This window comes from Streptomyces sp. NPDC051907 (genome assembly GCF_040681075.1).
In the GTDB taxonomy this organism is placed as follows: domain Bacteria; phylum Actinomycetota; class Actinomycetes; order Streptomycetales; family Streptomycetaceae; genus Streptomyces.
Window position 1 is genome coordinate 1 of sequence record NZ_JBFAYB010000153.1, and the last position, 12,216, is coordinate 12,216.

Genomic DNA, 12,216 nt, shown 5'->3' on the forward strand with positions numbered 1-12,216 from the left:
TCAGGTCCACGGTGTTATTCCGAGCCTGCAAGACGCGGTTGTGGTCTTGCTGGCCGACGTTGTCGTCTGCGGAGGGCGCCGACGTCGATGCAGCCGGGGGAGCCGGGGGAGGTCCCGGGGGATACATCCGGGCCGCTCGCGCCGCCCAGGGAACCCCGGCTCGGAGAGCCCGCCATGCGGCCCGCAACGGCATCGAGGGCGCCGTCTCCCAGGCGCCGTCCACACCTTCGGCCTCCGCCGGTGCCGCTGCCACGGCCTTGCCGAGACCCGCCTCCGACAGCAGCTCACAGCTGCCGCCCTCGACCTCGCACGGATCGACGCCTGGACCAGAGGCGAACCCCGGGCCCGCACCCGCACCGGCCACCTGGAACGACTTCGTACCGCCGAGATCGAACTCGGCGGGACGAATCAGCCAACGGCATCCCGACTGGGGTCCGGGGCATCGTGACGGCAGCTTCCGATGGCTCGGTCAGCCCTCCCAGCGGGATATCACCCACTTCTGGTTGGAGGTCTGGTCGCAGCGATACTGGCCTGCCGGTGCGTTGGAGGCCTCGCTCCCGCGTGAAATGCCCAGGCACAGCCCACTCTTGCGGTTCTTCATGGTGGCGCCCCCGGTACCGGTGTAGAAGACTTCCCAGTCCTGGTTGAGGTCGCCGGAAGGGTTGGCCTGGATAGCCGCCGCACCGACCGAGGTGCTGGCGCCGTCGATGCCGAGGTTCCTGCCCGAGCCGACGTTCTCGTAGCTGACGTAGCCGTCGTCGTTGACGGGGACCCAACGCTGGACAGTCGCCCCGCTTGAAGTCCTCTGGACGATCTTGGCGCCGTTGGCCGTGCTGCCGCCCGAGGGCTCCAGGTACTTGTCGGAGTTGTAGTTCTTGATCCGTAAGGGGTGGCCGGCTGCGACTGCGGCCTTGAATTCCTCTGACGTCAGAGGGGCCGGGTCATCGCTCTGCGACGACTGTGCCTGGGCGAGCGCCGGACTGGCTGTTGCCATCATCACCCCGGCCAGAACCACCGCGAAGACATTCCTGGTGCCTGTTGTGCGCATGTTGCGTCTCCTCACTTTTGGTGCATTTAGTGTCACCGGGAGTACCCAATCAGCCCGCTGAGAGGGTTCGCTAGATCGTCTGGACGCATCAGGCCGGAAGCGCTTACTTGACGACGTGTGCATGCCCGGCGTGCTGTCGAACTCCAGCGCGAAATGATCGTTGCGAACACCGACGACGCACTCGACTCCGCCGAGCGAGCGTCACCGGCGTCACGGTGGAGCGACGAGTGTTGAATCCGACCTGAGTTGCGGCGGTGGCGGTGCTCACCGCCGCCGCGCTCACGACGTCATGGCGGCCACCGCCGAGCTGACGGGCCCAGGTCCTGAGCCGGCGTCTTGACGCCTCCGAGGGGAGAGCGGTGTGGGCTAGAGAGGGGCAGACGCCGAACTGCTGAGTCCCAGCCACCTCGGCCCGGTCTCACCGTGTGGGCTGATCTCTGTTGTCCTGGGACCGGCGCGTGCTGCCCGCTGCCGCGATACCTCCTAGGCCGCCTCGGCAGCCTCGACGGACGCGTGACGAGCAGATTCCCGGAAGGCCCGCGCGGCAAGTCTCGACGGGTACGTACCCGTACCCTCGTGGGATGGGAAGGAGCACGACGATGCCCGACGCCTACGTCCGCATCCCCGAGGAGGCCAAGGACCGGCTCGCCGCCATCGCGGCCGCCGAGGGCCTGTCGCTGCGGGCCTACCTCGCCCGCCTCGCCGAGACCATGCTCACTCCGCAGGAGCGCGCCGAGCGCGCCGAGACCGCCCGCGCGGCCTTGAAGGAGTGGACCGGATACGCCCCCTCCGCGGCCGAGGAGCAGGCCCTGGACAGCGAGCTGGACCGGCGCCTCGCCGAGGTGAAGTGCCGGTGACCGAGGCCACCCACATCGTGCTGGACGAGACGGCGATGGCCGCGGCCGGCCAGGGCAACGTCCTCGCCCGCCGGCTCATCCACCGCGCCCACGCCGAAGCCGGCGGTTCCTGTGCGCCCCGGCCTGTGCGCTAGTCGTGACCTGTCTCAACGAAGGCGACACAGTTCTCACCGAAGATGAACGGATGCAGCTTCGTCTCAACGAGGATTGCTCGTGCAGATCAGAGCCCGACTCGCCGAGAGGCGAAGTCCGACATTGCTCCGGCTCGGCATCACCGGCACCGCGTCCCCGCTCGTCACCGGAGTTGGACTGACGCCGGGCGACGGCAGAGGCGTTTGATCGTTTCGTCACGGCTATCTGGTGGCGTCGTGGTCGGCGGCGCGCAGGTGAGCGATCAGCTTCGCGGCGAGCCGCCGGGCTGTGGCGGCGGACGGCTCCCCGGGGGTCTCCTCGAACACGGTCCAGATGTGCATGCCCTTCGCCATCACGAAGTCCTCGCCCTTGCGCCAGGACCGGTTGGCGCCTCGGAACCCGGCGTCCTGGCCTGTGAGCTCGTCAAGGCCCTCCTGCACGTCCAGGCGTGCTGCCTCGTAGATGAGGCCGCCCGGGCCACAGGCGACCTCGGTTCGCCCAGGTTCGTGCGTGAGGTCAATCTGCAGCCAGTTCCACGTCATGGTCGTCACCGTAGCGTCCGCGTCTGGCGAGGGATATGGCTTCTGACGGCGGGAATGCGAAGTTCATCCTTTGCTGTCACAGGACCGCCGGCGATCCACCGCCTTCACCTGTTCACCGCCCCGCTGCCGAGGGACCAGTGCATCTTCGGCGAGACGTGTGCCGTGACACGGCAGGTGGAACCGGAAGAGCGCGATGACCTGTGCTCCTTCACCTGCGGGACAGCGGAGTTGGAACCGCCGGGACAGTCTTGTCGGTGCATGCGGCCGAGTTGCCACGCTCGTTGGAACCGGTCGCGGATCGCGCTCACAGGTCCTGACCTGGCCAGGAAGCATCTGGACGGAGGCGCTCTCGCCGTCGAGTCGAAGCGATGCCAGTCCCGGTGGCCAGGTTCTAACTATCGTGCCCCGGCTCAAGACGAGCAGGCCTCCAGCAACCTTCGCTGAGAACTGCTCAACGTTCGGTGAGTCGGGTCAAGTCGAAGACGACCGCGCCCGCCCGGGAACGGCCGAGCACCTGGCCGCCCTGCCGGGCATCACGGTGCTCGACCTGGACCTGGCCGCCGCCCTGGCCCTGGTGCGCCGGGAGACGTGGGCAGCAGCCCACAGCCGGTACGCGGCGCAGCCCACTGCGGACCGTCCCGACGGCGCGATGTCGCCACCACCGCCCCCGACCGGTGGGCGGGGGAGCCGGTCCGCGTCCTGGACCTCGCCCCCTGACCAGGGAGGCGACTGCGGCCCCGCCGACTCCGGTTCGGGTTCGGCCGGCGGAGGCGGACGTCTCAGGCGGTGGATGTGACTGCCGTTCCGCAGGCGGCGCCCTCGTCTGAGAGGTGCTGGGCGAGAGCCGGCGCCGAAGCCGTGGGCAGGGCGTCGCTCGCTCGAACGGGCCCCTCGCAGGCGAGGGCCCCGGGGCCACGCGAAGGGGGCGGCACCGTCCCCGCCTTCACGCGTGGCCATCGTCTGGCCCCCTGTCCTGCTCCCGTGGGCGAACGATCCCGAAGCCGCCGGACGACCGTCTGCCTGCCCCGGCCATTGGCCCACGACGGCCGGAGAGCGTCCGGCGAATCGTGTCCGGGTGACAGAGGGGCTGCTGAGGTTCTGATTCAGGCGATGAGGGATGCTACAGACTTAATCCGTGCAGATGTAGGGGAGGGCACAGGTGGCGACCCCGCCGTGGTGGCAGGAACTGGTCGGCGTCAGCGAGGTCCTAGCGGATGCCGACCGTCTCGAGGTCGAGCGCTGGCGAGCCCCTGCGCCGGACATCGTCGACGAGGACGACGAGGACGACGAGGACGAGGACGACGTTCCGCCGCTGACGAGTCGTCTGGGAACGCTCGGAAGGGTCTTCGGCGAGCAGTCGGCCGAGTTCGCTCCGGAGCAGAGCCGGCGGGTGCTCCGGCTCTTGGAGCGGATTCAGGCAGAGGGCAGCATCGAAGACGGGACCGCTGTTGCCACCGGGTTCTTCGAGTCGTTGCTGAACGCCTGGGACAGGGGCTTCGACCTCCGTTCCGTCTGGGCGGACATGGGCCCGAAATCCCGTGCCCACTGCCGTGCCTGGAATGACTTCACGGGGGTCGAAACACCTGGCTGGATGCGCTGAGATCGTCGGTCGGTCATGCTCCCGGCCAGAGCCGGACGGCTGCGGCGGCACCATGGAACACCTAGGCACGCTGACACGTCGAGGGGCGACGACCCGAAACCCCTTGAGCGCCGAGATCGTGCGTCCAACCTCATTCCGGCGTCTGCATGCGGCGCGGTCGAAGCCGGGCGGGCAGCCGCCAGCCGAGCCGCGAGCCACGCGGCGGCGGGCCTGGTCTCTCTTCTCCGGGACGGCGTGCGAGATCCTCCGCCTCCGCTGCTAGGAGCGTGAGCGGCCGGACGAGTATGCCCTGTGGCCGCCCCCGCCCCGGGGCTGCTGGTGTTGCGGTGGTTGCGGGGTGCGGGTTCACGGTGATCCCCCGTCGCCCGGCCGCCGTTCGGCCGGGCCGTATCCGGAAGGGAACCCCTGCCCCGTGATCACCCCGCTGCCCGACATGCATCCCGGCTGCACCTGGGCCGACCAGCCCGTCACCGCCCCCGCCGAGGCTCCCGGCCACATCGGCTCCGCCGCCGTCGTCGAACCGGCTACCGGCCTGACCGTCCGCTACCGAGTCCTCGCCTACGACCCGATCGCACGAACCGCCGTCCTGGCCCCCGACTTGAGAGAGGACCGCGCCGGCGTGGTGCGTCTCTTCCCCGCCGACCAGCGCAGCCACGCCCGGACCGTGAGCCTCGCGGACCTCGACGATCTGCGGCTGGTTCACCGCCGCACCCGGGACGGCCTGACGGCCCTTCACGCCGACACCCAGTGCCGTCACGTCGTCAAGGCCGCGTTCACCGCCGGGGGAGACCGGGGCGTCCCCCGTCATCGCCGCGTGTACCGATTCTGGATGCAGACCACCCAGGACAACGCCTACCGCTTCCTCGTGCGCGCCCCCTCCCAGGAGCACGCCCACGCCCTGGCCCGCACGTGGTGGCAGGGGACTGCTACCGCCGACGGCTGGAGGGACGGCCGCCTGGCCGACGGCGAGCGGATCAGCGTGCTGTCGTGCGAGGGCGCCCGCGACATGCCGGTGTGGCCCTACAGCGAGCCGGTCGCCGACCCGGTCTGAGACGCCCGTCCGCCCCGCCCCCGGGCGCCGCACGACCGGCGCCCGGGGGCGGGGCGCGGGCGGTCTGCAGCCGCAATCTCCCCGCCCCCGCCCGCGTGCCCGGTTCGGCATGCCCGGGAGGCGGGGTTGCGCGGCTTTCCCTCCGGCCGGCCACAGTCGCCCCCGTCGACCCGGACCGGCGGGGAGGCGGCGGCCATCAGCTCTCTCGCCGCCCTCGCACGGGCCACCGCCCCGCCCCGCCCCGGCCCGCCATCGCCCGCAGCTCCCCGAAAGGCCCTCCGTGTCCGAGCGCATCCTCAACCTGCCCGGCAGCACCGACCAGTTCGTGCTCACCGACCGCCCCGCACCTACCCTCGCCGACCGCTACCGGACCCTGCCCGACGGCATGAACAGCACCCACGTCGTCGTCGTGCGGGCACACCAGGTGCGCACGGGCGACGTCGTCGTCGCGTTCTTCACCGACGGCCCCGGCGTCCGCCGCACGGAGCACGTCCTGGAGGCGTTCACCGCGCACCCCCGCGAACGCGGCGACTGCCCCGCGCAGTGCCCAGAGTGCGAGGACACCGGCACGTACGGCGACACCGCGGACCGATACGTGTGCCTGGACCCCGCCGACGACTACGCGGACTGCGTCGTCGACTTCCGCAACGCACCGGTCGCGATCGTCCCCGCCGACGTCGCAGCCACCCTCCCGCCGCTGGACTCCACCCCGCAGCTCCCGGAACTGTTCACCTTCGACGACGGCGAAGCCGGCCCGTACGAGGCGCTGCCCGTCCCTCGCGCCTGGGGACCGTGGGACACCATCAGCGTCACCCGCGCCACGGCCGACCAGATCGCCGCCGACCTCGCCACGAGCCCCGTCGGCCGCGACCTCGCCTGCCGCTGGCTGGGCGACGCGCTGCTCATCGCCTCCCGCTCGCGCGCCGTACCGGGCCGCCCCAGGCGCCTCATAGAGCCCGACGCCGAGGGCCGCTACCGGATCGGCGGTCTGTGGCGGTGGGCGGACTGGACCGCCGAGGACGACGGCGACCACTGACCCCGCCCCGGCTGCGCTGAAGCCGCCCCCGGTCACCGCCCGGGGGCGGCTTCCGTGCGTGCGGCACCTCGCTGTCCCCGGCTGCTCTGCGCACAGTTGCCGGTCTAACCCAGCAGCAGGTCATCGTCAGCGGCGTCCACCCCACGCCCCACAAACCCTTCACTTCTGGGAGAGCTGTCTTGACTGCCGACACCCGATCTGACCCGCCCGGACTGGAGAAGTACCCCGCGCACATTCAGGAGGCGATCCGGGGGGAGGCCGACACCTGGCGCTACGGGCACGTCGCCTCCGCACTCGACTCGTTCGAGACCACCGTCGCATGGGCGCGGCGACTGAACCAGGAACAGCGCCGCTACCACGCGAGCGGCTACTGGTACGCCAACCAGAACCTGGCCTACGCCGCGGTCGGCCTGGTTCAGGAGGAGTGCGGCGACGACCCCGAGTGCGACGCCCACCTGTGCCCGCCCGGCGCAGACTGCCATCCGGCGGGTCCGGGTTCCGCGGAGACCGAGGCAGCCAGACCCTCTGACGCGTGACGTGGCCGAGCCTGCGGACGCCCCTGACCCCCGAGCCCGGGAGCAGGGGCGTCGCTGCTCGTGCCCGTCCGGCGCCGCCCGGCGAACCCGCCACAGGCTGGGGCCCTCCACGTCCGGCGACCTCCACGGCCCCATCTGTGCAAGGCAGTTGCGGACCTAGCCGGGGCGCGCCCTACGGTCAGCCCGCCGGAACGCCTGACGCGAATCACCTCTCGTGCGCCGAGCGCGACCGGTCCCCGCCGCCGGGCCGGGCGCCACGCGCCAGCACCCCAGGGCTCTGCCTCTTCTGCCCCAGCCCCCGTGCGCGGCCCCCTCTGGCGCCGTCCCCGACCGCCCTGCCCCGAGAAGGGAATGCCTCCGATGAACCCCTACAGCTACACCGACCCGCACGACCACCGCGTGCAGTTTTACGCCACCGCCCGCCCTTGCGGGCCGTACGTGTCCTGCCAGGCCGAGAACCTGGCCGTGGGCGGCGACACGGCGAGCGTGAGCCTGCCCGCAGCCAAGGCGCGGGACCTGGCCGACCACCTCGACAGAGTGTCCTTCTACCAGTTCGTCGACGCGGCCGGAGACATGCTCGGGGTCGAGCCCGCGCACGACTGGACCCGATTCACCTTGGTCCGCGACGCGCGCCACGACGACGACCAGCCGTCGGCCACCGTGCCGGTCGTCGTCCTCACCGGCCGCCTGCCGGAACTGGCCCGCGCGCTGAGGGCCGAGGCCGAGCGCGCCGAGCGCAGGCAGCACGCTTCCCAGGAGCGGGCGCAGGACTGCTCCGCGGTCGACCACGACGAGAGCGGCGTGTGCGAACACAGCCCCGCCCGGCAGGCCGTGCGTCCGACGGGGCTTCCCCCTCTCCTCGCACTCGCCGCCGCCCAGCTCCCCGTCCCGGACCTCGACTCGATCGCCGTCGTCCTCGCCGAGACTCTGCTCGCCGAGGACCGGCCCGCCGACGAGCAGCAGGCCACGGCGGCGGCCCAGTATTTGCTCGCCTGCCACGCCCGCGAGCTCGCCGAGGCGCTTCGCGCGACAGCAGGCAGCCGCGGTCGGGGGGACTACGACTACGAGACCGGCCCCGGCATGCACGCCTCAGCCGGGCAGCTCGCCGAGTACGCCGACCGGCTCGACGGGAGCTAACGCCCCGGGACCGTCGCCGACGGCCAGCGATACATCAGCCGCACCGAGAACCCCACCCTCACCGTCACCCGTGTCCTGCCGGACGACGGCGGCGGTGAACCCGCAGCCGCGTTCGGCGTCCGGTAGCGTGCCGACGTCGACATGCCGGTCGGAAAGATGATCTGCGTCGAAAGAACCCCGAGGACGTCCGTGTCGGCCGCCGCGTGATGCTCGAAGCAACTGCGGCGACCTGCGCGGCCTATCCGACAATCTCAAATGGGTGATTCAGGACATGCCCGCGGTGCGGCATCGAAGCTCTGATCTGCCTCAAATCGGGTCCGGTGTCCCGCGTGTGCCTGCACGGTTGGTTCTATGACGTCTTGGCAGCGGAAGCTCGGCAGCATGCGTGCGCATTGGAAGCTTGCCTTGAGCCCGCTGGGATTCTCGGCCGTTCTCTACGGCAACAGCCTTTACGAGAGCTCCCATCAGCGTCTCGGCTTGGTCTTCTTCCTGGGCGGCTGGGTCATCGCGATCGGCGGCGTGTCAGCCTGGCAGCGCTTTATAGACGAGAATCCGCTTCGTGGGGGGTACGAGAAGATTGCCCTATTAGGCTTCTTCCTGCTCTTCTTTCTGGTAGGGCCTGTTCTCACCGTGGCCAAGGCTGTTGGGCGAATAGCCCAGCCGGGCGATTACCGAGCTGCCGCCGCATCGATGGGCCTGATCTATCTCGCGCTCCCCTTGATCGTGCGATGGGCTGAGCCCGAGGACCACCCATTCCAGCGGCTCCCCAGCCGCATCCGGCGGGCCACGTTCTTCCGGACCCTCGCGAACGCAGCTGGCATCGGCGCAGTCGCCGCGTTTCTGAGCGCACGGTTTGTCGTCGCCTACCCAGCACTGCTGATCTCTACTGCTTTGACCCAGGCGCCGCTCGAAGGCGACGGTCTCACGTCGGGTGATCTCGTCCTGGCAGAGGACCTGGAGGAGGTCGAGGTGGCCGAGTTCGCCACCGTGGTTGCCCGGCTCCGGTGACGAAAACACCGCGTTCCTGGACCGCGTACACCAGTCCGTCCTGCTTGAGGCACCGATAGGCGTTCTGCGCCGTGGAGTTGGCGACTTTGAATCGCTCTTGGATCTCCCGGGCGGGAGGAAGCTGGGAGCCTGGGAGGTAGGCGCCTTCCAAGATTTCCCGGCGGAGGATGTCGGCGACCTGGGCGTACGGCGGTCGGGGATCACCGTTGTAGATGACGTCGACCGGCCAGTCCGGCCCCTCGGCGTCGGTTTCCTCATGATCTCCGTCGGCCTCTTCGGCGCTCCCGCCGACGGAGTCGCTGACGTAGCTGCCCCGGCCGAGCTGGGAGTAGACCAAGCTCGCGCAGGGCGTTCTGGACGGTGGAGCTGGATACCCCGAACCGATCACCCAGCACGTTGGCCGAGGGCAGGCGCTCGCCGGAGCGGTACTCGTCGTTCAGGATCGCGTCCCGCAGGGCCTCTGCGGCCTGAAGGTAGGGCGCACCGGTTCAGACGCCAGCGCTGGCCCACTGCCTTGCGCAACGGCCGTCCGCTGACGTTGCCGTCAACTACTGCCGTCAGACACCCCAGCGGCCCCATCGGAAACAGATCCGGTGGGGCCGCTGGACGCTGTGAGGCTGGGACGGTCGGCAGTGCCCTATTCCGCGTGGAGCGGCAATCCAGGGCGCACAGTCAACTTCACTCTAACCGCCCCTCGGCTATGCCGGACACACTGATGCGAGCCTCTACTCCTGCGTTACATCAGCATCGAACACATCTTGCGAGGGAACTACCAGGCCGATGCATGCGATCACCTGCGTAAGATCAGCGCTGAGGAACACTATAAAGCGATACCCGCCCCTCTTTCGGTCATCGATAAACCCGACCAGAAGTTCCTGATTACCGATCTTCGCGAGGCTAGCCACCGCTTCCTCGAAACCCAATGATGGGCGCTCGAGTTTCTGCAATCTCCGCAACCGCCGGGCGTAGGTGTGATGCAGTCTCGCGGCAGGCATTCTCCCAGGCCAGATTTCGAACGGCGCCCCAGCGGCAAGGGCACTCTCAGCCTGCGAGTTGACAGTGGATTCGACAGCGAATGCCTGCCTCAGCTCGTCTCGCTCCACGTGCGCTCCTATCGTGATCGCGGATTGAACCATGGCCCATTCCCTATCCTGATCTCCGCCGCTTCAATGACCCCTTCGAGTAGATGCTCCTCCTCGAAGAACCCCATGTCGATGTCCGTATCGTGAACCTGAATGTCTCTACTCGGATCCACGTCGGAGCGACGGATTCTCATCACTACTGAGCCCGGCCCCCAATCGTCAACCTCTTCCTGGGCTCTCCCCTCGCGGTGGCTCCAGGAAGTGTACGGACTGTCCGTATTGTTGCCGCCTACATGGCTCGCCGGAGTGGACGGACCGCCGATCGGCACAGCTCGACCTTCAAGTGCATCGGCATGCTTCCTATGCCCCTTCCCGACTCCTCGATAGTAATATTCACCATCGCCGCCACAATTATGGACCAGGACCGGGGCCGTACCCGCCACCACATTGTACGTGTGGATGTTGGCGACGGGGAAGCTTGAGCCCTTGTGGAGTTCGGCCCTGTCGGCGTTGGGGCGGGTTGCCAGGACCTGCTGTCCGATATGGGCATTCTTGATCGCCCTTCGTGCGCCGTCAAAGTTCGAAGCAGATGTGGATCCCTTCTTGGGCTTCCTGCGATCCTTGTCGCAGTCCGGAATCTTGTTCCGGACCCTTTCAATGACCTTTTCGGCTTGTTTGATGCGCTTCTTCGCCGCAGCGGACTTGTCGAGGAACTTGCCGATGCCGGCGATGGCCTTGGTGATCTCCGGAATCTTGCTGACCAGCTTGCCCGCCTTCGCCCAGGGCAGGTTGGTGACGATCGCCCACAGACAGGTAGGGATATCGGGGTCGTCCCAGCACTCCTTGATCTCCTCGGCGGCGATTTCGACGAGGATCTCGGCGCCGTTCTCCATCAGGTAGTCGAGCAGGTCCTTCTCGGCGAGCTTCCGGGCCTCCTCGTACTCCTCGAGTGAGATGCCGGCCTCTTTGAGTGCCTGCTCCTCCTCCGGGGTCAGCTTGGAGTCGCCGCTCGTCTCGGCCCTTTTGGCGGCTTCCTCGCGGCGCTTGCGTTCCCGTTCGCGCTGGTGTTCCTCGGCCTTCTTGGCAGCCTCGTCGGCCTCGAGGGCGTACTTGCCGGCGTTCTTGGCCGCGGTCTCGGCCGATGTGGCGTGCTTCTCTGCGGAGTCGGCCAGCTTGACCGCGTCGGCGGCGTCCTTCTCCGCCTGTGCTGCCGCTCCCTGGGCGACGGTGGCCTCGCGCTCGGCGTGGCTGGCGGCGTTGTTGGCTGCGGCGGCGTGGTTGTCCGCTTGTGTGGCGGCGCCGCGGGCGCGTGCTGCTTCTGCTTCGGCCGTCTCGGCAGCCCGGCGTGCCGCTGACGCGTCCGCGTAGGCCTGGTTGGCGGCCTGGCGGGCGAGGCCGGCGTCTGCCTGTGCCTGGGCGTCGGCCTGGTTGGCCCGTGCTGCGGCGGCCCTGGCCTTGGCGCCGTCCTCCGCGGCGTGGGCGGCGGACTTCAGCGCCGCCGAGGCGGAGCGTGCCGCGTTCGCCGAGGAGCGTGCCGCGTCGGCGGCGGCCTTGAACGCCGGGGCGACCTGCGCGTTGGCGCGCTGCGCGGCGGCTTCGGCGGCGTCTGCGGCCTTGACCGCTTCAGCTGCCTTGGCCTCGGCCGAGGCGAGTTGCTCCTGTCCCGTCTCCTTTGCGGCGTCGGCAACGGCGGCGGCGAAGTCGGCGTCTACGTCCGTGCCGGAGAAGGGGGCGGTCAGCTGGATGGCGGTGTCGGCGGGGGCGGCGATGGCGGCGGCGGTGGTCCGGGCCGCTGCGGTGGCCTGTACCGCGATGGTGGACTGGAGCCGGGCCATGGCGGCTTCGCGGACCGCGCCGTCGGCCTCGTCCCTGGTGCGGTTGGCCGCCTGCAGGGCGTGGTTGGCCTGGATGGCGGCCAGCCCTGCGAGCCGGGAGGCCTCGTGGGCGGCGATGCCCGCGCGGGCTTCCTGCGCGGTGGCCTCGGCCGCCTTGGCGTTGGCGCGCTGCGTCGCGGCGCGGGTGGCGGCGGCCTGGGCCTCGGCCTTGTTCGCGGCCGCGTTGGCGGCGGCAGCGGCGGATTCGGCCTTGTTCGCAGCAGCGTTGGCGCGTGCGGCGTGTGCGGTGGCCTGTGCGGCTGCGGCTGGTCGACGACGTGGCCGAGCAGATAGCCGCTCATGCGAACCGCTG

General features: G+C 69.7%; 12 protein-coding genes and 4 pseudogenes. 9 read left to right on the forward strand and 7 right to left on the reverse strand.

The genetic code is table 11. The features are described 5' to 3' along the window. Positions 1-469: 469 nt before the first annotated feature. Positions 470-1,048, reverse strand: coding sequence for an RICIN domain-containing protein (locus tag AB0M39_RS39430; protein WP_365373243.1), 579 nt, complete (start codon positions 1,046-1,048; stop codon positions 470-472). A 599-nt stretch (positions 1,049-1,647) separates the two neighbouring features. Between AB0M39_RS39430 and AB0M39_RS39435 the strand changes: the two genes are divergently transcribed. Together AB0M39_RS39435 and AB0M39_RS39440 are read left to right on the forward strand one after the other, a co-directional pair. After that, positions 1,648-1,905: a hypothetical protein gene (locus AB0M39_RS39435; RefSeq protein WP_365373268.1), complete on the forward strand. Its 258-nt coding sequence runs from the start codon at positions 1,648-1,650 to the stop codon at positions 1,903-1,905. Beyond that, positions 1,902-2,039 carry a hypothetical protein gene (locus AB0M39_RS39440; protein ID WP_365373270.1) on the forward strand — a complete coding sequence of 46 codons (138 nt, stop codon included), beginning with the start codon at positions 1,902-1,904 and terminating at the stop codon, positions 2,037-2,039. The genes AB0M39_RS39435 and AB0M39_RS39440 overlap by 4 nt, the downstream gene beginning before the upstream one ends. A gap of 219 nt (positions 2,040-2,258) precedes the next feature. Here AB0M39_RS39440 and AB0M39_RS39445 read toward each other — a convergent pair whose 3' ends face one another. Continuing rightward, on the reverse strand, positions 2,259-2,579 hold the full coding sequence (locus AB0M39_RS39445) for a hypothetical protein (RefSeq protein ID WP_365373246.1): 321 nt from the start codon (positions 2,577-2,579) through the stop codon (positions 2,259-2,261). A gap of 475 nt (positions 2,580-3,054) precedes the next feature. Between AB0M39_RS39445 and AB0M39_RS39450 the strand changes: the two are divergent. Together AB0M39_RS39450 and AB0M39_RS39455 are read left to right on the forward strand one after the other, a co-directional pair. After that, positions 3,055-3,296, forward strand: a pseudogene (locus AB0M39_RS39450) (hypothetical protein); the annotation flags it as partial. 442 nt (positions 3,297-3,738) lie between these two features. Next, positions 3,739-4,179 carry a hypothetical protein gene (locus AB0M39_RS39455; protein ID WP_365373248.1) on the forward strand — a complete coding sequence of 147 codons (441 nt, stop codon included), beginning with the start codon at positions 3,739-3,741 and terminating at the stop codon, positions 4,177-4,179. Between the two features lie 61 nt (positions 4,180-4,240). Here the strand turns inward: AB0M39_RS39455 and AB0M39_RS39460 are convergent. Then, positions 4,241-4,476, reverse strand: a pseudogene (locus AB0M39_RS39460) (IS5/IS1182 family transposase); the annotation flags it as partial. A 115-nt stretch (positions 4,477-4,591) separates the two neighbouring features. Here AB0M39_RS39460 and AB0M39_RS39465 point away from each other — a divergent pair. The 5 genes from AB0M39_RS39465 to AB0M39_RS39485 all read left to right on the forward strand — a co-directional run bounded on the left by AB0M39_RS39465 (position 4,592) and on the right by AB0M39_RS39485 (position 8,947). Continuing rightward, positions 4,592-5,230 carry a hypothetical protein gene (locus tag AB0M39_RS39465; RefSeq protein WP_365373251.1) on the forward strand — a complete coding sequence of 213 codons (639 nt, stop codon included), beginning with the start codon at positions 4,592-4,594 and terminating at the stop codon, positions 5,228-5,230. A gap of 280 nt (positions 5,231-5,510) precedes the next feature. Then, a complete protein-coding gene (locus AB0M39_RS39470; protein WP_365373254.1) occupies positions 5,511-6,266 on the forward strand; it encodes a hypothetical protein in 756 nt (251 codons plus the stop codon). A gap of 179 nt (positions 6,267-6,445) precedes the next feature. After that, positions 6,446-6,802: a hypothetical protein gene (locus AB0M39_RS39475; RefSeq protein ID WP_365373257.1), complete on the forward strand. Its 357-nt coding sequence runs from the start codon at positions 6,446-6,448 to the stop codon at positions 6,800-6,802. Positions 6,803-7,162: 360 nt separating this feature from the next. Beyond that, the gene (locus tag AB0M39_RS39480; RefSeq protein WP_365373259.1) at positions 7,163-7,939 is read left to right on the forward strand and encodes a hypothetical protein; all 777 of its coding nucleotides are present in this window, start codon (positions 7,163-7,165) and stop codon (positions 7,937-7,939) included. Positions 7,940-8,290: 351 nt separating this feature from the next. Then, positions 8,291-8,947, forward strand: a complete 657-nt coding sequence (locus AB0M39_RS39485) for a hypothetical protein (RefSeq protein ID WP_365373261.1) — start codon at positions 8,291-8,293, stop codon at positions 8,945-8,947. On the opposite strand, the gene AB0M39_RS39490 is transcribed toward AB0M39_RS39485, so the two are convergent. From AB0M39_RS39490 to AB0M39_RS39505, 4 genes and pseudogenes are all read right to left on the reverse strand, one after another. Continuing rightward, on the reverse strand, positions 8,862-9,284 hold the full coding sequence (locus AB0M39_RS39490; protein ID WP_365373264.1) for a winged helix-turn-helix domain-containing protein: 423 nt from the start codon (positions 9,282-9,284) through the stop codon (positions 8,862-8,864). The two genes, AB0M39_RS39485 and AB0M39_RS39490, sit on opposite strands and share 86 nt — an antisense overlap. After that, a pseudogene (locus tag AB0M39_RS39495) lies at positions 9,202-9,414 on the reverse strand (GntR family transcriptional regulator); the annotation flags it as partial. The pseudogene AB0M39_RS39495 and the gene AB0M39_RS39490, both read right to left, overlap by 83 nt. A 258-nt stretch (positions 9,415-9,672) precedes the next feature. Further along, entirely contained in the window at positions 9,673-10,050 is a 378-nt protein-coding gene (locus AB0M39_RS39500; protein ID WP_365373266.1) for a hypothetical protein, read from the reverse strand. Between the two features lie 8 nt (positions 10,051-10,058). After that, positions 10,059-12,216: pseudogene (locus tag AB0M39_RS39505) on the reverse strand (hypothetical protein); the annotation flags it as partial.